Annotated in this window: 21 protein-coding genes; 13 read left to right on the top strand and 8 right to left on the bottom strand. The window is 50.5% G+C overall.

Annotation, left to right across the window (positions count from 1 at the left end; translation table 11 throughout):
- Window positions 1-138: 138 nt before the first annotated feature.
- The 10 genes from ACSTTG_RS18375 to ACSTTG_RS18330 all read left to right on the top strand — a co-directional run bounded on the left by ACSTTG_RS18375 (window position 139) and on the right by ACSTTG_RS18330 (window position 11,179).
- Complete coding sequence (locus ACSTTG_RS18375) at window positions 139-1,965, top strand: DUF294 nucleotidyltransferase-like domain-containing protein (protein WP_438475792.1); 1,827 nt, start codon at window positions 139-141, stop codon at window positions 1,963-1,965.
- A gap of 2 nt (window positions 1,966-1,967) precedes the next feature.
- Window positions 1,968-2,600, top strand: a complete 633-nt coding sequence (locus ACSTTG_RS18370) for a 3'-5' exonuclease (protein ID WP_438460569.1) — start codon at window positions 1,968-1,970, stop codon at window positions 2,598-2,600.
- Between the two features lie 170 nt (window positions 2,601-2,770).
- Entirely contained in the window at window positions 2,771-4,720 is a 1,950-nt protein-coding gene (acs, locus tag ACSTTG_RS18365; protein ID WP_438475791.1) for an acetate--CoA ligase, read from the top strand.
- A 454-nt stretch (window positions 4,721-5,174) separates the two neighbouring features.
- Window positions 5,175-5,621 (top strand): type II 3-dehydroquinate dehydratase, encoded by a 447-nt coding sequence (gene aroQ, locus ACSTTG_RS18360; RefSeq protein ID WP_438475790.1) that lies wholly within the window; start codon window positions 5,175-5,177, stop codon window positions 5,619-5,621.
- Between the two features lie 63 nt (window positions 5,622-5,684).
- Window positions 5,685-6,155, top strand: coding sequence for an acetyl-CoA carboxylase biotin carboxyl carrier protein (accB, locus tag ACSTTG_RS18355; protein ID WP_438475789.1), 471 nt, complete (start codon window positions 5,685-5,687; stop codon window positions 6,153-6,155).
- Between the two features lie 14 nt (window positions 6,156-6,169).
- Window positions 6,170-7,513: an acetyl-CoA carboxylase biotin carboxylase subunit gene (gene accC, locus ACSTTG_RS18350; protein ID WP_438460573.1), complete on the top strand. Its 1,344-nt coding sequence runs from the start codon at window positions 6,170-6,172 to the stop codon at window positions 7,511-7,513.
- A gap of 160 nt (window positions 7,514-7,673) precedes the next feature.
- A complete protein-coding gene (prmA, locus tag ACSTTG_RS18345) occupies window positions 7,674-8,561 on the top strand; it encodes a 50S ribosomal protein L11 methyltransferase (RefSeq protein WP_438475788.1) in 888 nt (295 codons plus the stop codon).
- Between the two features lie 139 nt (window positions 8,562-8,700).
- Entirely contained in the window at window positions 8,701-9,669 is a 969-nt protein-coding gene (gene dusB, locus ACSTTG_RS18340) for a tRNA dihydrouridine synthase DusB (RefSeq protein WP_438460575.1), read from the top strand.
- Between the two features lie 23 nt (window positions 9,670-9,692).
- Window positions 9,693-9,989 carry a DNA-binding transcriptional regulator Fis gene (gene fis / locus ACSTTG_RS18335; RefSeq protein ID WP_000462885.1) on the top strand — a complete coding sequence of 99 codons (297 nt, stop codon included), beginning with the start codon at window positions 9,693-9,695 and terminating at the stop codon, window positions 9,987-9,989.
- A gap of 188 nt (window positions 9,990-10,177) precedes the next feature.
- Entirely contained in the window at window positions 10,178-11,179 is a 1,002-nt protein-coding gene (locus ACSTTG_RS18330) for a hypothetical protein (RefSeq protein WP_438460576.1), read from the top strand.
- Window positions 11,180-11,221: 42 nt separating this feature from the next.
- Here the strand turns inward: ACSTTG_RS18330 and ACSTTG_RS18325 are convergent, their stop codons facing one another.
- Window positions 11,222-11,968, bottom strand: a complete 747-nt coding sequence (locus ACSTTG_RS18325; protein WP_438475787.1) for a hypothetical protein — start codon at window positions 11,966-11,968, stop codon at window positions 11,222-11,224.
- Window positions 11,969-11,980: 12 nt separating this feature from the next.
- Window positions 11,981-13,153, bottom strand: a complete 1,173-nt coding sequence (locus tag ACSTTG_RS18320; protein ID WP_438475786.1) for a BamA/TamA family outer membrane protein — start codon at window positions 13,151-13,153, stop codon at window positions 11,981-11,983.
- Window positions 13,154-13,433: 280 nt separating this feature from the next.
- Here ACSTTG_RS18320 and ppc point away from each other — a divergent pair, with 280 nt between their 5' ends.
- Both ppc and ACSTTG_RS18310 read left to right on the top strand, forming a co-directional pair.
- The gene (gene ppc, locus ACSTTG_RS18315; RefSeq protein WP_438475785.1) at window positions 13,434-16,067 is read left to right on the top strand and encodes a phosphoenolpyruvate carboxylase; all 2,634 of its coding nucleotides are present in this window, start codon (window positions 13,434-13,436) and stop codon (window positions 16,065-16,067) included.
- A 368-nt stretch (window positions 16,068-16,435) separates the two neighbouring features.
- The gene (locus tag ACSTTG_RS18310) at window positions 16,436-16,972 is read left to right on the top strand and encodes a PadR family transcriptional regulator (RefSeq protein WP_438475784.1); all 537 of its coding nucleotides are present in this window, start codon (window positions 16,436-16,438) and stop codon (window positions 16,970-16,972) included.
- Window positions 16,973-17,859: 887 nt separating this feature from the next.
- On the opposite strand, the gene cysE is transcribed toward ACSTTG_RS18310, so the two are convergent.
- From cysE to murB, 6 genes are all read right to left on the bottom strand, one after another.
- Window positions 17,860-18,681, bottom strand: coding sequence for a serine O-acetyltransferase (cysE, locus tag ACSTTG_RS18305; protein ID WP_438460581.1), 822 nt, complete (start codon window positions 18,679-18,681; stop codon window positions 17,860-17,862).
- A gap of 25 nt (window positions 18,682-18,706) precedes the next feature.
- Complete coding sequence (gene gpsA / locus ACSTTG_RS18300; protein ID WP_438475783.1) at window positions 18,707-19,732, bottom strand: NAD(P)H-dependent glycerol-3-phosphate dehydrogenase; 1,026 nt, start codon at window positions 19,730-19,732, stop codon at window positions 18,707-18,709.
- Between the two features lie 181 nt (window positions 19,733-19,913).
- Window positions 19,914-20,387 carry a protein-export chaperone SecB gene (gene secB / locus ACSTTG_RS18295; protein WP_438460583.1) on the bottom strand — a complete coding sequence of 158 codons (474 nt, stop codon included), beginning with the start codon at window positions 20,385-20,387 and terminating at the stop codon, window positions 19,914-19,916.
- A gap of 170 nt (window positions 20,388-20,557) precedes the next feature.
- The gene (locus tag ACSTTG_RS18290) at window positions 20,558-20,992 is read right to left on the bottom strand and encodes a rhodanese-like domain-containing protein (RefSeq protein WP_438460584.1); all 435 of its coding nucleotides are present in this window, start codon (window positions 20,990-20,992) and stop codon (window positions 20,558-20,560) included.
- A 123-nt stretch (window positions 20,993-21,115) separates the two neighbouring features.
- A complete protein-coding gene (gene birA / locus ACSTTG_RS18285) occupies window positions 21,116-22,111 on the bottom strand; it encodes a bifunctional biotin--[acetyl-CoA-carboxylase] ligase/biotin operon repressor BirA (protein ID WP_438475782.1) in 996 nt (331 codons plus the stop codon).
- Window positions 22,108-23,151 (bottom strand): UDP-N-acetylmuramate dehydrogenase, encoded by a 1,044-nt coding sequence (murB, locus tag ACSTTG_RS18280; RefSeq protein WP_438460586.1) that lies wholly within the window; start codon window positions 23,149-23,151, stop codon window positions 22,108-22,110. The genes birA and murB overlap by 4 nt, the downstream gene beginning before the upstream one ends.
- Before the next feature lie 81 nt (window positions 23,152-23,232).
- Here murB and ACSTTG_RS18275 point away from each other — a divergent pair, with 81 nt between their 5' ends.
- Complete coding sequence (locus ACSTTG_RS18275) at window positions 23,233-23,649, top strand: GNAT family N-acetyltransferase (protein ID WP_438475781.1); 417 nt, start codon at window positions 23,233-23,235, stop codon at window positions 23,647-23,649.
- The last annotated feature ends 92 nt before the right edge of the window (window positions 23,650-23,741 follow it).

Here is a 23,741-nt window from a genome sequence, read left to right as displayed (position 1 = left end):
ATGCGGCGCTCCCAGTGTGAGAAAAAGGAAAATGTCACTAAATAAACTTCCCCTATTAGACCAAAGTCGTCTGGAGAGCAGGCAAAAACCAACCACACTTAGAGAGTTTAGATTAGCCTGTGCAGAGGAGAATTGGCGATGCCTGACAAGTTCAACTTGCAATCTCCCCCCTTTGATCGCTTGAGTGAAAAGCAACAAAACATCTTGCGCTCATCGCTTGATGTCGCCTACTACCGCAGTGGTGATATCTTGGTTGGCCCCAAGCAATCCGCGCGTGCGCTGCACATGCTGATTAAAGGGGCGGTTGAGGAGCGCAGCCCTGATGGCAAAGAGGTGTTTGCCCATTATGCCAACGATGATCTGTTCGATGTTCGTGGCCTGCTTGATGGCAAGAGCAAACACCAATACGTTGCCCTTGAAGACACTCTGTCCTATCTGTTACCCAGAGATGTATTTCTTGATCTTTACCAAGCCAATGGGCAATTTGCCGCCTACTTCGATAGTAACCTCGCCACACGCCAAGCGCTTATTGAAGCGGCGCACCAGCAGCAAAATCTGGCTGAGTTTATTCTGACCAAGGTGGATCGTGAGATCTATCATCCGCCAATGGTACTCAGTCCAGACCAGCCGCTTAACCAAGTGACCCAAGTACTCAAGGATAATGGCATCGACGCCGCGCTGGTGCAGCTTGACTCAGATGACCCAAGGCTACAAGCATACCCAAGTGCCCACCCCTACGCGATTGTCACCCGCACCAACATGCTGCATGCGGTGATGTTAGACAATCACGCCCTCGACACGCCGGTCGGCGAGATCGCCACCTTCCCGGTTTATCACGTCGATGATGGCGACTTCCTGTTTAATGCCATGATCACCATGACACGTAATCGCATGAAGCGCCTGATGGTCTGCGAGGGCTCAAAAGCCGTCGGCATGCTGGATATGACCCAAATCTTGAGCGCGTTTTCAACCCACTCCCATGTGCTGAGTTTGAGTATTGCCCGTGCGACCTGCATTGAAGAGCTGGCGTTTGCCTCCAATCGCCAGCGTCACTTGGTGGATAGCCTGCTGAGTAACGGTATTCGAACGCGATTTATTATGGAGCTGATCTCGGCGGTTAATGAGCAGATCATAGAAAAAGCCTTTGAGCTGGTTGTGCCACCCGCCCTGCATGATCACTGCTGCCTGATGGTGCTTGGCTCAGAAGGGCGCGGCGAGCAAATCTTAAAAACCGATCAAGACAATGCCCTGATCATCCGCGATGGACTGGAGTGGGAGCAGTGCGCAGCGATCATGGATAAGCTCACCCATACCTTGCAACAGCTCGGCTACCCACTGTGTACTGGGCAAGTGATGGTCAATAACCCCGAGTGGGTCAAGACGGAAAGCCAGTGGAAACAGACCATCACCAACTGGGTAGAGCGAGCCACCCCTGACAAGGTAATGGATCTTGCGATCATCGCCGATGCCCACGCCGTGGCGGGTAACACGGATCTATTGAGTCCATTGGCGCAACACCTTCAACAGTTAATGCTCAACAAGATGTTGGTGCTACAAACCTTCGTCCGCCCTGCGTTGCAGTTTTCATTGCCCTTAACCCTGTTTGGTAACGTAAAACAAGCCAAGGAAGGACTGGATATCAAGCAAGGCGGGATTTTTCCGATTGTCCATGGCATTCGCGCTCTCGCGCTCGAGTACGGCGTGGTGGAGAAGAACACCTTTGCCCGGATTGATGCGCTGCGAGAGCTTAATACACTCGAGCCAGAGACCGCCGACAACCTTAGCGAGGCGTTTAAATTATTTATCAAGCTCAGGCTCAGTCAGCAACTGGCTCACCAGCACAGCCATAATCGACTTAATCTGGATGACATCGACCGCACTGAACGCGACTTGCTGCGTCATAGCTTGCATGTAGTGAAGAAGTTCAAACAGTTTCTTGCGCATCACTATCAAATTCGGGATTGATTATGTTTCGATGGATCTATCGCCTGTATTGGCACAATAAACTCAAAGGCTCCCCCTATCAAAGCCTGTTTAGCAAACCACAAAAGGGCGAGTTCGTTTCGCTCGACTGTGAGACAACCAACCTCGACCCTGAGCGAGCGGAGCTGGTCACCATCGCAGCGGCTAAGATCATCGATAACCGGATCCTTCTCAGTCAGCCGTTTGAAGCTCGGTTGCGCGCCCCTGCCTCTTTGAGTGAGGAGTCGGTCAAGATCCATCATATCCGCCACACCGACTTGGCCGATGGCATCTCGGAAAAACAGGCACTAGAGGCTTTGCTTAGATTTATTGGCAACCGCCCATTAGTTGGCTATCACATCCGTTACGATAAGAAGATCCTCGACAATGCTTGCCGCCGCCAACTGGGCTTTCCATTACCTAACCAGGTAATTGAGGTGAGCGAGATCTATCATGCCAAGCTAGAGCGCCATCTGCCCAATGCCTACTTTGACTTGAGCTTAGATGCCATCTGTCACCACCTTGATATCCCGGTACAAAACAAACACGACGCGCTAGCAGATGCGATTGCCGCAGCCTTGGTTTTTGTCCACTTGACTAAAGGTTCGCTGCCTAGCTTACCAGCGCCAAGTCACTAAAATTTAGCCCAAATTTACCGTCTTACGGCTAAAGTCTAATTGTTGAAATCCCTTTACTGGTCAAAAGTTATACCAGTCAGTTAACCCATCATCTCGAAATGGACACCCACTACCCCCACCCGAGACGCTCAACAGACTTAGGGTGACAGTCAGGCTTAAGGAGATCAGCAATGAGTGAAGTTCACGTTTATCCGGTGAAAAACAATATCAAAGCCACCACCCACGCGGATAATGATACCTATCTATCTATGTACCAGCAGTCGGTCAGTGACCCACAAGCATTCTGGAGTGAGCATGGCAAGATCGTCGACTGGATCAAGCCATTCACTAAGGTCAAAAGCACCTCGTTCGATACCGGCCACGTCGATATTCGCTGGTTTGAGGATGGCACACTCAACGTCTCAGCCAACTGCATTGATCGCCACCTGGCGACTCGCGCAGATGACGTGGCGATCATTTGGGAAGGGGATGACCCAAGCGATGACAAGACGCTCACCTTTCGTGAATTGCACCAGCAGGTCTGCCGTTTTGCCAATGTGTTGAAGCAACAAGGCGTCAAAAAAGGCGATGTGGTGTGCTTGTACATGCCAATGGTGCCTGAGGCGGCCATCGCCATGCTGGCCTGTACCCGCATCGGCGCGGTGCACACTGTAGTATTCGGTGGCTTCTCTCCAGAGGCGCTCGCGGGCCGCATTATTGACTCCGATGCCAAGGTAGTGATCACCGCCGATGAGGGCGTGCGCGGTGGCCGCGCAGTGCCACTGAAGAAAAACGTCGATGATGCGCTCGCCAACCCTGAGGTCAAGACCATAGATTCGGTACTGGTTCTCAAGCGCACCGGCGGTGACATCGGCTGGCAAGAAGGGCGCGATGTCTGGTGGCATGATGCGACGGCAAGCGTCTCCGATGACTGTCCTGCGGAAGAGATGAAAGCCGAAGATCCGCTATTTATTCTTTACACCTCGGGCTCAACCGGCAAACCCAAAGGCGTGCTGCACACCACAGGTGGCTATCTCGTGTATGCCACCATGACCTTTAAGTATGTGTTTGACTATCAACCGGGTGAGACCTTCTGGTGTACCGCTGATGTTGGCTGGATCACCGGTCACAGCTACCTCATCTATGGGCCTCTCGCCAACGGCGCCAAAACCATCTTGTTTGAGGGGGTGCCTAACTACCCATCCACCAGTCGTATGAGCGAGGTGGTGGACAAGCATCAGGTCAATATCCTCTATACGGCGCCTACTGCGATCCGCGCCCTAATGGCCAAGGGCGATGAAGCCATCGCCGGCACCAGCCGCGACAGCTTGCGCATTATGGGTTCGGTCGGTGAGCCGATTAACCCTGAAGCGTGGGAGTGGTACTACAAAACCATCGGCAACGCGCAATCCCCAATCGTTGATACGTGGTGGCAAACCGAGACCGGAGGCATCTTGATCACACCGCTACCCGGTGCCACGGAGCTTAAGCCAGGCTCTGCGACACGCCCATTCTTCGGCGTCCAACCGGCTCTAGTGGATAACATGGGCAACATCATTGACGGCGCAACAGAGGGCAACTTGGTGATTCTCGACTCGTGGCCAGGACAAATGCGCACCGTCTATGGTGACCATGAACGCTTTGAGCAAACCTATTTCTCCACCTTCAAAGGCATGTACTTTACCGGTGATGGCGCACGTCGTGATGAGGACGGTTACTACTGGATCACCGGCCGTGTCGACGATGTATTGAACGTCTCCGGACACAGAATGGGGACCGCCGAGATTGAGTCGGCATTAGTGGCTCATGAGAAAATCGCTGAGGCGGCCATTGTCGGTATCCCGCATGATATCAAAGGCCAGGCCATCTACGCCTATATCACCCTAAACGATGGTGAGTACCCAAGCACTGAACTGCACAAAGAGGTTAAGGAGTGGGTGCGCAAAGAAATTGGCGCGATTGCCACGCCTGACGTGCTGCACTGGACTGACGCACTGCCCAAAACCCGCTCGGGCAAAATCATGCGCCGCATCCTGCGCAAAATCGCCACCGGCGACACCGGCAACCTCGGCGACACCTCCACCCTAGCCGACCCAAGCGTGGTCGACAAACTGATCGCCGAAAAGGCCGAACTGGTTTAATAACCCCCTAGACTCATTCTCCATAGTACTGCACTGCTTTGCCGCCACATCTGTGGCGGCCTTTTTTTAGGCGCGAGGAGCGAGGTTCACTTCGTTCCGAGGAGCGAGGACTCTCTCACGCGCGACAAACTCCTCGCTCCCCGTAGCGCTAGCGTACCCGCACCTCGCCCCCCTAAAGTCCTCAATATCAAAAAGAGCTCTAAACCCTTCATCTCACTGCGTTGAAATGATCAATAAATCACCACCAGAGTGCAAAAATGTTAAGCTGGTTACAGATTTAACAGCGTAACTTGCGGAGATTAGACCAGTAAATTGCTGCTAATTTCGGTGAATTAGCTATAATCTTGGGCAATTTACTAGAATCACTACAATAAACGTTATTAAATTGTGTGTGATTCGGGATAGAATGGACGAATTGAACTAAAGTCCCAAGATAAAGGAAGATAGGCTCACAATGTCAGCAAAGTCTCGCATTCTTGTTTTAAATGGACCAAATTTAAATCTATTGGGTCTTCGAGAGCCTGGTCACTACGGTTCACAAACCCTAGATCAGATCGTTTCACGCCTGACGCAACTTGCCGAGCAGGCCGATATCGAGCTTTCACACCTGCAGTCCAACCGAGAATATGAGCTGATTGAGGCCATCCACGCGGCGCATAATAATATCGATTTTATTATTATTAACCCCGCGGCCTTCACCCACACCAGCGTCGCTTTGCGTGATGCCTTGTTGGGTGTGGCGATCCCCTTTATCGAAGTCCATCTGTCCAATGTGCATGCTCGCGAACCCTTCCGTCACCACTCATACCTGTCCGACAAAGCAGTCGGTGTGATCTGCGGTTTGGGGGCTCAAGGCTATGAATTTGCTTTGAGTGCAGCGATTAATACCCTGCGCTCATAGGCACAAGATACTCTCCAGCCCAATACTGGGCTGCGTTATTGACTAAGCGAAAGAGAAAGAAACATGGATATCCGTAAAATTAAAAAACTCATTGAATTGGTGGAAGAGTCTGGCATCGCCGAGCTAGAGATCTCTGAGGGCGAAGAGTCGGTACGCATCAGCCGCAACGGCACGGCTGCGCCTGTCGCACCGATCCAATATGCGCCAGCGCCAGTTGCCGCTCCTGCAGCAGCACCAGCGGCTGCTGCAACTCCTGCGGCAGAAGCAACGCCGGCAGCGGCAGAGTCACCAGCACAGTCTGGTCACCAAGTTCTTTCTCCAATGGTGGGCACCTTCTACCGCGCACCAACTCCTGATGCAAAACCGTTTATTGAAATCGGTCAATCGGTAACGGCTGGTGAAACCCTGTGTATCGTTGAAGCAATGAAGATGATGAACCAGATCGAGGCAGACAAATCGGGTGTGGTTACGGCTATCCTAGCCGAAGATGGTCAAGCTGTTGAGTTCGACCAACCTCTTGTTGTGATCGAATAATCGAGGTTTTGCCGATGTTAGATAAAGTAGTCATAGCAAACCGTGGCGAGATTGCATTGCGCATTCTGCGCGCCTGTAAAGAGCTCGGTATTAAAACGGTGGCGGTCCACTCAACCGCTGACCGCGACCTAAAACACGTCTTGTTGGCCGATGAGACCGTTTGTATCGGCCCTGCCCGCGGTATCGACAGCTACCTGAATATTCCTCGCATTATCTCAGCGGCGGAAGTCACTGGCGCTGTGGCGATCCACCCAGGCTACGGCTTCTTGTCTGAAAATGCCGATTTTGCCGAACAAGTAGAGCGTAGCGGCTTTATCTTTGTTGGCCCGAAAGCCGACACCATCCGCATGATGGGCGATAAGGTATCTGCTATCAATGCGATGAAGAAAGCCGGCGTACCCTGCGTTCCCGGTTCTGATGGTCCACTGAACGATGATGATGTGACCAATAAAGCTCACGCTAAGCGTATCGGCTACCCAGTGATCATCAAGGCCTCTGGCGGCGGCGGCGGTCGTGGCATGCGTGTTGTGCGCAATGAAGCCGACCTGGTTGAAGCGATCGCAATGACACGTGCAGAAGCCAAAGCAGCCTTTAACAATGACATTGTTTACATGGAAAAATTCCTCGAAAACCCACGTCACGTTGAAGTTCAAGTCATTGCCGACGGCCAAGGCGGCGCGATCCACCTTGGCGAGCGCGACTGCTCAATGCAGCGTCGTCATCAGAAAGTAGTTGAGGAAGCGCCAGCGCCAGGTATCACTGCCGAGATGCGTAAGTACATCGGTGAGCGCTGTACGCGTGCGTGTATTGAGATCGGTTATCGCGGCGCAGGTACGTTTGAGTTCCTGTACGAGAATGGTGAGTTCTACTTTATCGAGATGAACACTCGAATCCAGGTTGAACACCCAGTGACAGAGATGGTCACCGGCGTTGACCTGATCAAAGAGCAGCTGCGCGTTGCGGCAGGCCAACCATTGTCTTATACCCAAGATGACATCAAGATCAGCGGTCACGCGATCGAGTGTCGTATCAACGCAGAAGACCCAGTTCGCTTCCTACCTTCACCAGGTAAGGTTGAGCGTTTCCACTCGCCAGGTGGTATGGGCGTTCGCTGGGAATCACACATCTACACGGGCTACACCGTACCTCCTCACTATGATTCGATGATCGGTAAGCTGATCACCTTTGGTGAGAACCGCGATGTGGCAATTGCCCGGATGAGAAACGCGCTAGGTGAGATGATCGTTGAGGGCATCAAGACCAACGTACCACTACAGGAAGAGATCATGAGCGATGAAAACTTCCAGCATGGTGGCACCAACATTCACTACCTAGAGAAAAAACTTGGCTTACAGTAAGCGCTGTAACGGCCAATAGTTTTATCGATTCAATGCCCACTTCGGTGGGCATTGTGCTTTTTACTCGCTGAGTTTTCTTACCATTGCACGGTGACTTTTGGTCTCCCTCTTTATATCTGCTAAACTCTGCGCCAATTCTCCTTTCATATGAGCGACTACCATGCCTTGGATTCAAATCAAACTCAACGCGACCAACACCAATGCGGAGCCAATTGGCGATATGCTGATGGAAGAGACCGGCGCCTTGTCAGTCACTTTCCTTGACGCACAAGACACCCCTGTATTTGAACCCCTACCTGGTGAGACCCGTCTATGGGGTGATACCGATATCCTCGCGCTGTACGATGCGGAGGCTGACACCGACTGGATCCTCGAGCAAATCAAGGCTAGCGGCCTGCTTGTTGCCGATTTCGCCTACAAGGTGGAACAGCTCGAAGATAAAGACTGGGAGCGCGAGTGGATGGATAACTTCCACCCAATGAAGTTTGGTCAGCGTCTGTGGATCTGCCCAAGCTGGCGCGATATCCCAGAGCCTGATGCAGTTAACGTCATGCTTGATCCAGGCCTGGCCTTTGGCACCGGCACCCATCCAACCACGGCACTGTGCCTTGAGTGGCTAGAAGGTCTCGATCTGAGCGGTAAAACCGTGATCGATTTTGGCTGTGGCTCTGGCATTCTTGCGATCGCCGCGATCAAACTGGGCGCAGCAAAAGTCATCGGGATCGACATAGATCCTCAGGCTCTACTGGCATCAAAAGACAACGCAGCACGTAACGGTGTGGCCGATCAGCTTGAAGTGTTCTTGCCTCAAGACCAACCACAAGACCTTATCGCTGACGTCGTTGTGGCAAACATCCTAGCCGGCCCTCTGCGTGAGCTGTCACCGGTGATAAAAGGCTTGGTGAAGCCAAATGGTCTGCTAGCCATGTCAGGTGTGCTCGATACCCAGGCAGAAGACGTAGCAAACTACTACCGTGATGAGTTAACTATCGACCCAATTGTTGAACAGAGTGAGTGGTGTCGCATCTCTGGGCAAAAAAATAGCTAAAAAGACAAAATAAGACTAATTGTCTGAATTTTATACAAATTAACAAAACAATTTGTAAATGCTCAAATATTAGTCTTTTCACACAGGAAAAAAATGCGTAAAATGCGCGCCCTTGCTGGCACACAACTGTGATGACGTTTTGAAGATCGGAAACTACCAACTAGACAATAACCTTATCGTTGCACCTATGGCGGGTGTCACTGATAGACCTTTTCGAGAGTTGTGTCTCCGATACGGTGCGGGTATGGCAGTCAGTGAAATGATGTCGTCAAACCCCAAGCTGTGGAAAACGGCCAAGTCGCAACAGCGCATGGTACATGAGGGCGAATCGGGCATTCGCTCTGTACAAATCGCAGGTTCAGACCCTCAGCTTATGGCTGATGCTGCGCAATTTAGTGTTGAGAACGGTGCGCAAATCATCGATATCAACATGGGTTGCCCAGCGAAGAAGGTCAATAAGAAGCTAGCAGGCTCAGCGCTGCTGCAATACCCAGAGATCATTGAGGATATCCTCAAGGCTGTGGTGAATGCGGTATCCGTGCCTGTGACGCTGAAAACCCGTACGGGTTGGGATCCTGAAAACAAAAACTGTGTCCAGATCGCTAAGCTCGCGCAAGACTGCGGCATTCAGGCGCTCGCCCTTCATGGTCGAACCAAAGCCTGCATGTACAAAGGCGAGGCAGAATACGACAGCATCAGAGCAGTCAAGCAAGCTATCTCGATTCCGGTGATCGCCAATGGCGACATCGACAGTCCAGAGAAAGCGAAGCAGGTACTCGAGTATACCGGTGCCGATGCTCTGATGATCGGCCGACCGGCCCAGGGTCGACCATGGATTTTCCAGGAAATCCGCCACTATTTGGAAAACGGCACCACAATGCCTGAGCTTCCAATTGAGGAAGTGAAAGACATTATGCTTGGCCATGTTCAAGCACTCCACGAATTTTACGGGGAGTATCTAGGTCCACGCATCGCGCGCAAGCACGTGGGTTGGTACCTTAAAGAGCATGAGCAAGCAAGTGAGTTTCGCCGTACCTTCAACGCGATAGAAGCAGCCCCGCTGCAACTTGAAGCGTTGAACGGTTATTTTGATAACGTTGCATCATAATTAAGAGAAGAGCTAGACCGAATATGTTCGAACAAAATCTGACTTCAGAAGCTTTAACAGTAACTACCGTAACTTCGCAAGACCAGATCACGCAAAAGCCACTACGTGACTCTGTTAAAGCATCTCTTAAAAACTACTTGGCTCAACTAAACGGCCAAGAAGTAACAGAGCTATACGAATTAGTTCTAGCTGAAGTTGAACAGCCACTACTAGATACCATCATGCAGTACACTCGCGGTAACCAAACTCGCGCAGCAACTATGATGGGTATCAACCGCGGTACTCTTCGTAAGAAGCTAAAGAAATATGGCATGAACTAAGGCGAACGCTTTAGACTCATGAAGAGAGAGGGGGATGCAGAAACTGCATCCCCCTCTCTCTTTTGTATATAAAAAACAACCGATTCTTGAAAGCTAGAAACATTTTGTTATCCTTGCGCCCTCTTCCTGACCACTAAAACTGCGAGGAATTACTTGCCGTTTTGCAACTCAAATATTCTTGGTTCCATATGAAACATTCCAAATTATGGGCTGCCCTATCCGTGGTAGCACTACTGAGCGCTTGCTCAAGTGATTCTGACAATAACGACGACGGTGGCACTTCACCTTCTGATTGGCAAATCGCACCAATTGCAACTGACTATGCCCTGACTACCTGCCCGACAACTGCACAGGAAATTGTCCTGCACTCACGCACGTCAGGGAGCACGGCAAACGCTAGCTTTACCGTACTGACTGGCCCAATTGGTTCAAGTGCCTATATCGAGGGTGAGAATCGCCTCTATGTTGATCTACCTGGTGACTACACGATTGAGGCAGTTAATATTGATACTCATGGCCCTGGCAATGGGAAATTTACCGTGACCGTTCACAGCTCATTGCAACGTCTGATCAATGAGGACGAAAACGAGATCATCGGCAAAACCTTCGCACTAAACTGTGACAACCAAGTGCCACATAATGAAGAGCCTTTGCGGATTAAGGGCACCACGCTAGCTGGCTCAGGTAGCATTGAGACCGATCGTGATCTTTACATCAACCGTCTGGTTCAATCTGAAGAGAGTTGGCTAGAGATGCACGCAAACCCTGCATTGGATATTGACCTAAGCCTAGAAAACTACGCAGCGCAGATCAGCGTTTGGGATTTTTACACAGTCTCGCTGCGTAATGCCGTTGATAGTCAGTTTGACAAAGCTCGGCTTAAGAATATTCGCCATCGACTCTCTGTTAACAACAGCCAGCTATCTATCTCCGAGATCAGCCCTATCAACCAGGTAGAGGTCACTAACTCGGACATTAACCACGACGGCTCTCTTACGGCAGAGCAGATTGAGGTGACACATTCGAATCTCTCGCACCAACTCCGTATCGAGCACACAGGGTTTGGAGACGCGCTAGTGCATGAGAACTATTGGGGTACAACTGACCTTGAGAAAATTGAGGCGCGCCTCGAGTCGAATGGGGTCATTCACTACCTACCAATCGCTGAACAAGCGCACGAGTGGGATTAATCCAAGCAAAATCGACAACAAGCCGTAAGCGTTGCAAAGCGCTTACGGCTTTATTACCTCAATAGATTCTGGCTCACAGCTAGAGCGAAAACTCTGCAACTCAGCACCGCCTTGTAGAATAAAGCCATGGTAGCGGGCCTTGATCAACTGATAATCAAGCTCTGGGGCATACCAGAAGGTAATGCGCTCCTCACCCGTTTGCTCTACGGGTATCGCCTCAAGCTCCCCCCACTTATCAAGCTTTAAGGTTTCTATCGCTTGCACTTGATACTGATATGGCTCAGGGCCATCGGTCGCCTGGCGAGTCAGAGTAAACTGCTCAAGCCCATCGATCAAGTGTTGGCGAATTTGCACTGATAAGGTATCAACATCACGCAACGGCTCCCCCTGACTCTCATAGGAGGTCTCTTTTCCATCCAGGTTGACTAGGCTCTCGCTGCCATCTTCAGAAAAGCCCACTTTCATGTCGCGGCTTTTAAAGCCCGACACCACTTGATGGAAAGAGGTCGTCAGCCAGCTATCGCTCTGCTCTGACCAAGTCAGGCGCGCTTGCTGGTCATACTCGGTGCCAATGCCCAAGATGCTCGCCTTACTTTGCGATGTCACCGTGGCGCTCATCCCTTGCCATGACTCGGTACGGCTCATGTAACCAGTGCGGATACCACTTAGGTAGATGTGATAATAGGCTACCTTCTCACACTGCCGCGGCACTGGCTGGCTGTTGGCTTGAGCCGCAATGCTCAAACTCATGACAACCCCACCCCATTTCATCGCCGCGCTGACACTCACAGATATGTTCTCCTAAAATACTTCGTTAACGTTAATGTAGAAAGTGGTCTCATTTTTGCCAAATCCGATATCCGCTCTTAGGTTAACCCTATCCTTAAAGCGAAAGCGAAGACCAGTGCCATATGAGGTTAGCATCTCATCAGCCAACTCATTGACTTCAGGTGCCAGCGTGCCCGCCGCGCCCCAAAATACCATCCCATAGCGCTGCACCACGGGTAGGCGGTACTCCGCTTGACTCATCAGCATGTGATTATCGCGATAACGTCCCTTAATATAGCCGCGCATAACACTAGAGCCGCCAATATCAGCCAGTGCGTACCAAGGCACATCACCATCAGTAAATTGGCCACGCACTTGCCAAGCCAGCACCCCTGGCGCTGGGTTAAGGTTAATGTAATTGGCCAGCTCTAAATCATAGCGGGTGTACGATTTGCTACTGTCAAAGTTCTGATAGAGCCCTGCATCCAATTGAAACAGCCAGCCTTGCGATGGGTTGAGTCGATAGTCGCGCGAGTCATACACGCTCGACAGCACTAAGCCTGCACTGGTACCGCTTGGCAGCCTATAGTCTTGGCTTGGATCCGCATTGCCACTGACGTTGTCTATATCCTCTGCCCGTGCGTAAGTGACATCTGCGCCCACACCTAAGAAGTAGTTGGCTCCAAACTCGCTAAGCCAAGTCGGCTTGAGCGTATACAGCACTTCTCGAAACTCGTGCTTATTGTCATCACGATTGCCCGCATCGATGCCTTGACCGTAAAACACCGATGCTTCTCGGTGCAGCTCAAGGTCCACCATCAAACGCTGCTTACCTTGATTAAACTGCGTCATGTTCTCCACCCAGATCCCATACGATTGGTTGGACGAGAAATACAAGTTGGTAACCAAAGATGATGGCTGAGCAGCCTTATCACTGCTGTCAGTATGATAGAGTCCAACCAATAGCACACCAGCAGAAAACTTCTGCTCGGGGGTATAATACAGTGTTGGCAAATAACTCAAGTCAATCGCCTTATCCTGATCGTAATCAGCATCCGCCCCAAACAGGTCAAACACCTCGTCAACGAAGTTATCCTGCATAAATTCTGGAGTTTCAAACAGTGGCTTCACAGGTGCAGCATAAGATGACAAGCTGGTAAATAACACCAGCGAGCACAAGCAATTAGGGGTAAATGGCAGATTCATCGTCGTCCTTGAAATGATCAATATGGGGAGATAGGTGTCTATTATACAGGCTCATCGCTAAACCAACAGTGACAGCTAAGGCGATGATAATCATTAGCAATAAAGGCTCTATCTCGCCGTTTTACTTGTCGCTAAAGTAGTAAAATTTCAAAATAACTTTCCACTCCCCGATATCAAGCGATAAAAGCGCGACATTATTTGACTAATCACGCTATTTTTCGCTAGATTGTCAGCCTAAAGATAAACATTGGATGTAATTTTTTTACAAGGCAGGACGATTATGAACGAGAAGTACTCCGCGCTAACAAGCAATGTCAGCATGTTGGGGCGATTACTCGGCAACACCATCCGCGACGCGCACGGTGACGCGATACTCGAGAAAGTGGAAACCATTCGTAAGCTTTCTAAGTCTGCTCGTGGTGGCAGCCAAGCGGATCGCGAAAAGCTGATCGATGAGATCAAAAGCCTACCAAATGATCAGCTAACGCCGGTGGCTCGCGCGTTCAATCAGTTCCTTAACCTAACCAATATGGCAGAGCAATATCACACGATTTCACGTCACTGTGATGCCCATGTGTGTGAGCCTGACTCTATCAACACTCTGTTCGCCAAGCTTGCGCAAAACAATGTTAGCAAGCTAGATACCGCTCAAGCCATTCGTGACTTGAATATCGAGCTAGTGTTAACCGCGCACCCAACTGAGATCACTCGTCGCACCATGATCAACAAATTGGTCAAGATCAACGAGTGTCTCTCCGAGCTCGAGCACAGCGATCTCTCAGAGAAAGAGCGTCATAAAACTGAGCGTCGCCTAGAGCAACTGATTGCTCAAAGCTGGCACTCCGATGTGATCCGCAAGCAGCGTCCAACGCCACTTGATGAAGCCAAGTGGGGCTATGCCGTGGTTGAAAACTCGCTATGGGAGGCGGTGCCTGAATTTTTGCGTGAGTTTGATGAGCGCCTTAAAGGCCACCTCGGTGAAGGCTTGCCACTGGATGCGCGCCCCGTTCACTTCTCATCATGGATGGGTGGCGATCGCGATGGTAACCCGTTTGTGACCCACACAGTTACGCGTGAGGTCATGTTGCTATCGCGTTGGAAGGCCGCTGATCTATACCTTAGTGACATCAATGAGCTGGTCACTGAGCTATCAATGACCAAGTGTAATGAGGAAGTACGCGCACTCGCGGGCGAAGAGTCGCACGAACCGTATCGCTGTATTCTCAAGCGTCTGCGCCAACTGCTTGAAGAGACCAAAGAGATCTTGGATGCCAAGATCAACGGCCAAAAACTCGCGGTCAAAGCACCGCTGCAGCATATCGACCAACTTTGGAAGCCGCTGCTCGCGTGTTACCAATCACTGCACGAGTGTGGCATGAGCATCATTGCCGATGGCTCACTGCTAGATACCCTGCGCCGCGTCAAGGCATTTGGCGTACACCTTGTTCGCCTGGACATTCGTCAAGAGAGCACTCGCCACTCTGACGTATTGTCAGAACTAACGCGCTACTTAGGTATCGGTGATTACGACCAATGGAGTGAGCAAGATAAAGTCGCCTTCCTGACTTCTGAGCTGAATTCTAAGCGTCCGCTCTTCCCACTTGACTGGCAACCATCCGAGCCTGTTCAAGAGGTGATCGATACTTGTCGTATTCTCGCAGCGCAGCCACGTGAGGCCTTTGGTGCCTACGTCATCTCAATGGCGCGCACCGCCTCAGATGTGCTGGCTGTGCATCTTATCTTGCAAGAGTCTGGCTGCCCTTACCGCATGGACGTCTGTCCACTGTTTGAAACCCTAGATGACCTGAATAACGCAGAAGCTGTTATCAAGCAACTGATGGGCATCGACCTCTACCGCGGCTTTATCCAAAATCACCAAATGGTGATGATTGGCTATTCAGACTCAGCCAAAGACGCCGGCGCGATGTCAGCAGGCTGGGCACAATACCGAGCCATGGAAGCCCTAGTCAAAGTCGGTGAAGAAGAAGGTATTGACCTGACTCTGTTCCATGGTCGTGGAGGTACCATCGGTCGTGGCGGCGCACCAGCGCACGCAGCCCTACTTTCACAGCCACCAAGCAGCCTGAAAGGCGGCCTGCGCGTCACCGAGCAAGGTGAGATGATCCGCTTTAAGCTTGGTCTGCCTGAGGTGGCGATCAACAGCTTCAATATGTACGCCAGCGCAATCCTCGAAGCGAACCTGCTACCACCGCCAGAGCCAAAACAAGATTGGCGCGATCTGATGGATGTGCTATCTGAGGTGTCGTGTGAGTCTTACCGTAACGTCGTGCGTGGCGAGCCAGATTTCGTGCCTTACTTCCGTCAAGCAACCCCTGAGCTTGAGCTGGGCAAACTGCCACTGGGCTCGCGTCCTGCCAAGCGTAACCCGAAAGGTGGAGTGGAGAGCCTGCGTGCGATTCCATGGATCTTCTCATGGAGTCAAAATCGCTTAGTATTGCCTGCTTGGCTAGGTGCCGGTGAGGCAATTCAGTACTCAATCGATAAGGGCCACCTCGAGCTTTTGGAAGAGATGTGTCGTGAGTGGCCATTCTTCTCAACACGCCTAGGAATGCTCGAGATGGTCTACTCCAAGTGTAATATCGAGATCTCACGTTACTATGACCAACGGTTAGCCCAGCCTGAGCTGCTGCCACTGGGCGATCGCCTGCGTGCACAGCTCCAGAGCGACATCCAAGCAGTATTGAACGTTGAAAATAATGAGAACCTGATGCAAAGCGATCCGTGGGGACAAGAGTCCATTCGTCTGCGCAACATCTATGTAGAGCCATTGAACATGCTACAGGCAGAGCTGCTCTACCGAACCCGTCAATCAGAGCAAAGCGATCCTGAGCTCGAAGAGGCTTTGATGGTGACTATCGCTGGTATTGCAGCAGGCATGCGTAACACTGGATAAAAACAAAGTGTGAGCTAAGTCTCAGTGCAAAAATGAGAATCCCCAACAAAAGTGATCAAACGCAACTTTGTTGGGGATTTATTTTTCCTTCCTAATCATTCACTTAATGACAAAAGTGTCAATCTTGTTCCATTTTGCTTTTGTCTACCTCCACAACTACACTTCGTTTTAGGTATACTATACGGCTTATCAAGAAGCTGCTGCGGACAAAGCGGCTCAATCCTAGGTGAATTCCGGCTTATTTTAAGGTGACAGTACCCGCTGTGTTTAGCGGGCGTGAGTAAGAGCTACTCTCAAGCAAGCACCACTAGAGTGCGCTTGGCTCTCAACTCAGTTGATTGTTTCGTCATTGTATTTTGGATAAAAACATGTCACTACCCCACGTAATACTTACAGTACTTAGCACCCGCGATGCGACGGGATACGATATTACTAAAGAGTTTTCTTCAAGCATTGGTTACTTCTGGAAGGCAAGTCATCAGCAGGTCTACCGTGAGCTAAATAAGATGGCGCAAAGCGGTCAGGTAACCTGTGTGTTAGAGCCACAGGAAGGAAAGCCGGATCGTAAAATCTACTCGATCACCGATGCAGGTCGAACGGCGCTTGGGGAGTGGTTTGTCAAGCCGACCTCTGACGTCACGGTTCGCGATGAGTTTTCTGCTCGTTTAATGGTATGTGCGGTAGAGGACAGTGAGTCGTTTAAAGCGCAAGTTGATAACTTGATAGAGGAAGCGCATAAATTTGTCGCACACTATCAAGAGATTGAGCATGCCTACTATGGCGACCCAAAAGTACTCGACAAACAACGCCGCTTAGAGCGCCTTACCCTGCGCCGCAATACCCTGCTTCGCCAAGCGTGGATCACTTGGGCACAAGAGGTAAGAGCTGAGCTAGACGAGATCTAATCATCGTATCTCGTTACCTACGAGCAGGCTTACCGCCTGCTCCGCCCCCTTCTTGCAAATTATTAACTCCTCCTTCTTCTAGCCCGAAATATTCGACCTCGATCACACTTGGTTGACTGTCAAATTTGTTAATTACATGTAATTTCACATTCACCTCAAGTTAACATAAGATTATCCTATGTCACCGAATTGCATCCCATATAATGGGTTTCGTGATATTTAATCAGGAAAGTGATCTTAGAATTTGACAAGGAGTGACAAATGATATTTCCATCAAAGTGCCCCAAGTGCAATAAAAGACTAAACTTGAACCGTGTCCGAAGGAATTGGCTAGAGCGAAACTTTACCTACAAACATTGCCATAAGTTGCAGTGCCCCGTTTGCAAGGAGATTTCTAAGGTCTCGTACATCAAGTAACTCACAACCACTCGAATTGCCTAGTTAGAAATACTTAAACAGAATGATTCACCATTAAAATATATTTTTACAAAATAGCCTAAAACTTGGGCTTTATTACAGCTCGATTGCATTGCACAATATGGCATATAAAGCGTGACATTAGTCCAAATAAAAACAAGTCAGTTAGGCTAGGTGTAAATATGTTGTATCAAGAAACTTGTCCTCATTGTAATCAAAAGGGAAACCTACTCCGCGTCCGTCGTAATTGGTTGGAGCGCACAATTACCTATAAAAACCACCGCAAACTCAAATGCCCGGAGTGTAAAGAGCTGATCAAATCAGCGTATTTTAAGTAAGTAACCGGCTTCATCATCCGACGAGGATTAAAGGCCTCGTGCCTTGAAGGGCTGTCCCGCACGCATTGAATCAAAAAAGCCCACACTCTGACAAAGAGGTGGGCTTTTTTACATCATGGTGTGAGAAGCGGGCTAGATCCCATCTCCCCCCATAAATCCGTGACTTTTACCATTGAACTGCTGATCCATCTCGAGGGAAGGCTTCGATGTCTTGGGTCGTCCGACTATCTTTGCAGGTACCCCAGCTACTGTGGTATGGGGCGGAACCGCTTGCAACACCACCGAACATGAGCCGATTTTTGCCCCTTCACCGACCTCAATATTACCTAAAATCTTCGCACCAGCGCCAATCATCACCCCTTCACGAATTTTAGGGTGACGGTCTCCGCCCTCTTTACCCGTCCCTCCTAGGGTGACATCTTGCAAGATCGAAACATCATTCTCGACCACCGCCGTTTCACCAATCACAATGCCTGTGGCGTGATCGAGCATAATGCCTTTGCCAATGCGCGCAGCCGGATGGATATCCACTTGGCAGGCAACCGATATTTGATTTTGTAGATAGGTGGCAAGGGCAACACGACCCTGCTTCCACAGCCAATTGGCAACGCGATAGCCTTGCAGGGCGTGGTAGCCTTTTAGATACAGAAGTGGCATGGAGTACATTGATACCGCCGGGTCACGATTAACCGTCGCGCAAATATCGCAGGCGGCAGACTCGCTGATACTCGGATCAGCGGCTAACGCTTCTTCCACCACCTCGCGTACCGCCATTGCTGGCATTGAGGCGGTTTTTAACTTGTTGGCCAAGATATAGCTCAGCGCCGCCGCCAAGCTCTCATGCTTAATGATCGTTGCATGATAAAAGCTGGCCAACATAGGCTCTTGCTCCGCTAACTCGCGTGCCTCATTGACGATACACTGCCAGACTTTCTGTTTTTCACAGCACTTCATTACCACTTCCTAGTCTAAATCTCTGTTACGCTTCAGCCTTTTTATCACGCGCGAGCAAATCTTGGGCTGCCTGACGTGCATCTTTTCCTTGGTAAAGCACTTGGTAAATTTGATCCACGATCGGCATCTCAACCCCCATACGGTTGGCGAGCAGCCACACTTCCTTGGTGTTGCGATATCCCTCAACCACTTGGCCAATCTCCTCCTGAGCAAGATCAACATCTTTGCCTTGGCCTAATGCTAGACCAAAGCGGCGGTTACGCGACTGATTATCGGTACAGGTTAGAACCAAGTCACCAAGACCGGCCATGCCCATAAAGGTCTCAGGCTGGGCACCCAGTGAAGCCCCAAGGCGGCTCATTTCGGCCAGGCCACGGGTGATCAATGCAGTGCGGGCATTGGCACCAAAGCCGATACCATCTGACATACCTGCACCTATCGCAATCACGTTTTTCACCGCACCACCAAGCTGCATGCCAATAAAGTCAGAGTTGGCGTAAACACGGAAGGTTTTACTGCAGTGGATTTTCTCCTGTAGATCGGCGACAAAGTCACTATCTGGAGAGGCTACCGAGATCGCGGTCGGCATCCCCATTGCAAGTTCCTTGGCGAACGTAGGGCCAGAGAGCACCGCCAGCGAATAGTGATCGCCCAATTTATCGTGCGCGACCTCTTTGAGCAGGCGGCCGGTTTCAGGTTCAAGCCCTTTGGTCGCCCAACAAATGCGCGCATCATCACGCAGATACGGCTTCATACTGTCAAGCACGATACCAAACACGTGGCTTGGCACCACAACCAGCACATCTCGACTCGCAGTCAGTGCACGCTCAAGATCCGCCTCAACAATCAGGCTTGATGGAAACTCAATCCCAGGCAAGAACTCTTGGTTAGCGCGATCCGCTTCAAGCTGCGCCATATGCTCAGGCTCATGCCCCCAAATCACCACATTGTCGCCGTTGCGCGCAAGGGAGATGGCCAGTGATGTACCGTACGAGCCGGCACCAATCACCGTCATGCTAATGGGTTTGCCATAAGGAAGCGCTTGAGTCATAGAATCAACCTTTGAATTTATCTCTTGTTAGTCTAGCGCAATCTCGTATTGCCCCAGATGAAATTGAGAGGGAGAGTTAAGTCGCTATTATTAAATAATTAATAGCCTAGTGTGAAACAAAAAATGCACAAGATCTCGCAAGACCTTGTGCATTTTCAATCTTTACCGTTAAAGCAGACGATTACGCGTCAGCTTGTTGGCCTTCTTGCTGAGCTTGCTGCTGTAGGTAGTTCATGAACAGTGCGTCAAAGTTCACTGGCGCTAGGTTCAGTTGTGGGAACGTACCTTTAACCACTAGGCCTGAGATAGTCTCACGCGCGTATGGGAATAGGATGTTCGGGCAGAATGCGCCTAGGCAGTGTGCCAGTTGACCGGCTTCCATCTTCGCTGCAGTGAAGATACCACCTTGCTGGATTTCACATAGGAAAGCTGTCTCTTCAGCATTCTTAACCGTTACTGTGATGCGCAGAACCACTTCGTATACGCCCTCACCTAGTTCGCGGCTTTGCGTGTCTAGGTCCAGTTTCACGTCTGGGTTCCACTCTTTTTGGAACATTACTGGTGAGTTAGGCGCTTCAAAAGAAAGATCTTTTAGGAAGATACGTTGAATTGTGAAGTTTTGCTCTGGCGCTTGTGGTTGTGCTGCTTCAGCCATTTTGATTTCCTTTAAATTTTAATTACTACGCTCGGCTACTGACGAGGTCTTCAATCTGAGCCTAACCGAGCGCGTGAAGAATAACGAGGTCATGTTGCGGTTTCGTGTCGACTCTCACAACTATTGCGTCGAGTTGACTTTGATTTCGCCACCTGAGTTCTGGTCAGTGATTACTTCTTGCCACGAACCAAAGGTAGGTTCGCTTCATTCCAAGCAATTAGACCGTTTTTCAACAGGTACACTTTCTCAAAGCCCGCTTTTGCCAGTTCATTTGCACTGTCTGCAGCAGTTTGACCTGTCTTACATACTACGATAATTGGGTTAGTTTTCTTGTTTTCAAGACTGCCCAGGTTACCCGCCTTGATCTCAGACGGTAAAATGTGAACTGAATCGGTAATATGGCCCTTTTTGTACTCATCCTTAGAGCGAATATCGACCACGATGCCTTCTTCTTTGTTCATCATATGGGTAACGTTCGCTGCGGTTACCTCTTTATAGGCGGCTGTCGCTGATTTGAAGATGTTCATGATCAGTGCGATGAACAAACCCACCCACACCAAAGACATTATTGTGTTCTGTTGGAAAAAATCTAAATACTCTTGCATGTCCGCTGCTCATTTCCTGATAAAGCCGAGTCGACTTTCGTATCGAAAGCCAACTAAAAATTAAGTGGCAAGTATAACCACTCACCTAGATGGCGACCAGAGGCATTTCAAGGTTTGCCGCCATCAAAGACCTCGAAGTGAGATCTCGCCGCCAATATGTCGCTCTAGACCGTGCTCGGTTTCGATCAATACGGCCCCCTGCTCATCGATCCCCTTTTCGATTCCCTTAATTTCTCGCTCACCGATGATCAATTTTATCGGGCGCTCGAGAAAATTATCGACGCGATTCCAACGCTCAACAAACCCTTGCATGCCGAAAAGCTCATAATCGCTCAATGCCTTGTGCCAGGCTTGAATAAACGCACAGCCCAAGCGATTACGATCCACTGAGCCATCCTCGAGCAAAAGTGGGTGGTCCGAGGTTTGTTCAAGGATCTGGGTAAGCGAAACCCAAGGCTGGTCAATCCCTTCGATCACCTCCGGCATCGCTAAGTTGATCCCAGAGCCGATCACCAAGTGCGCCGCGCCGCCGGCCTGACCCGAAAGCTCGACCAAGATGCCCGCCAGCTTTTTATCTTGATAATAGAGATCATTGGGCCATTTGAGCTTCACGCCCTCAACATTAAGCGATTCCAATGCCTCGACCAAGGCCACGCCCACGACAAGGCTGAGCCCCATCGCTGCCGCCATACCCGCTTCCAGGCGCCAATACATCGACAGGTAAAGATTGGCACCAAAAGGCGATACCCACTGACGCCCACGTCGCCCCCTGCCCTGCGACTGATATTCGGCAACACAGGCTGTACCTGGCTGTAGGTCATCAATCCGCTCTAGAAGATACTGATTGGTCGAGTCAATGACGGGGTAAAGTAATACTGGCGCTGTAGACCCTGCCTGCAGCCGCTCTTGATTCAGTAGTGTCATCGGCTGGGCAAGCTGATATCCGCGCCCTTGCAAGGAGAAGAGCTCAACTCCCCACTCTTGAATACCTTTGACGTGTTTGCTGACGGCTGCACGGCTGATCCCAAGCTGGCGACCAATCTCCTCTCCAGAGTGAAAGCCCCCTTGGGCAAGCAAGGCTAAGATATCAAGCTTAGTTTTCGGCACACGCGCACTCATGAGACACGCTCGCAGATCTGCTCAAGACGCGTCTCTTGTGTCGCGCCCATAAAGCGCACTTCGTGCTCTAAGGCAATGGCGTAGGTCTGCCACACGCAGTCACGCACTTTTGCCGCAAGCTCAACCACATCTTGGGCACTGGCATCACCAACATTAACAATCACTAGCGCTTGGTTAGGATGCACTTGGGCGCCGCCGACCTGATGTCCTTTAAGGCTACACTGGTCGATCAGCCACCCCGCAGCAACCTTGACCTGCCCTTGACCTGCTGGGTAGGCAACCATCTCCGGGTGCTGTTTTTTCAGGGTATTGAAATGCGCCTCTGGGATCACCGGGTTTTTAAAGAAGCTGCCAGCATTGCCATTGACACTCGGATCGGGCAGTTTCTCCATTCGCACCTGGCAAACGCGCTCAAAAATCGCCTTGGGCGTGGGCGATTGAAGCTGCTGCAAAGGTCCGTACCCCACATTGGGCTGCCACTCTTTGGCCAGCACTAAACCGACGCCGGTCACAATCGCTTTTTGATACAGCTGGTGCTTAAAGATGGAGTCGCGGTAGCCAAACTGACACTCATCAAGAGTCAATCGCTTGACCTCAAAACTGTCGAGACACAGTATCTCCACATACTCACAAATATCTTTAAATTCGACCCCATAAGCCCCGATATTCTGAATTGGCGCTGAGCCAGCGCAGCCTGGGATCAGGGCAAGATTTTCTAGGCCGGCATAACCATTGTCCACGCACCAAGCCACCAGCTGTGGCCAATCCTCACCACCGGCAATATGCAGATGATACGCCTGAGAGGTCTCCACGACTTGCTTACCCAAAAGCTGATTGATGATCACCACCCCTTGGTAAGGCTCGGTAAACAGCATATTACTGCCCTTACCAAGCAGTAGTTTTGGTAAATCTTGCCACTGAGGTGACTGATAGACAGCAATAAGCTCCTCAAGCGAGGTCACCGTCACTAGGTACTGACAGGTTTGCTCAATACCAAACGTGTGGTAAGGCGCGAGACTGGTGTTGGTTTGTATCTGCATAAGTGCGATTTGCCACTGGGTTGTTGGGTCGATTAAACTGCGGTTATCTTACACCAATTCCCAGCCCTCTTGTTTATTACAATGTTAGATATTGAGCCACTCGACCCAATTAAGCTGCCTCTGATCACGCGTCTCTATAAGCAGCACTACCCATCGGGTAAAGCCAAGCGCGATGAGCTAATTATCGCCGGGTACCTCAAGGGCACCTTAAGCGCCGTGGTTCGTTTTCGCTCGGTTGAATCTTATCGCCTATTGACCGGGATGTTGGTGATACCCGCCGCACAAGGCAAAGGGCATGGTCACCAGTTGCTCGATTACTGTCAGCATCAAGTACTCCAGACCGGTGATTACTGCTTTGCCTATCAGCATTTACACTCATTTTATGCCCAGCATGGGTTTGTTGAGGAGCCCGCTCTACCCGGAGCCCTGGATAACCTCTACCGCCGCTACACCGCGAGTGGAAAAAAGCTCGTCGCGATGCGCTATTTAGCGGAATAATACGTAGGGTTTCATGACGCGCACCGAATGCATTACATCTTTGAAAACACCCAGTTACATTTGATGCCGCCTTCTGTGCGCTATTTCTATAC

This window comes from Vibrio glycogenivorans (genome assembly GCF_051660965.1).
GTDB lineage: Bacteria > Pseudomonadota > Gammaproteobacteria > Enterobacterales > Vibrionaceae > Vibrio.
The sequence above is the reverse complement of the archived record's forward strand: the minus strand, read 5'-3'. Positions and strand labels throughout refer to the sequence as shown.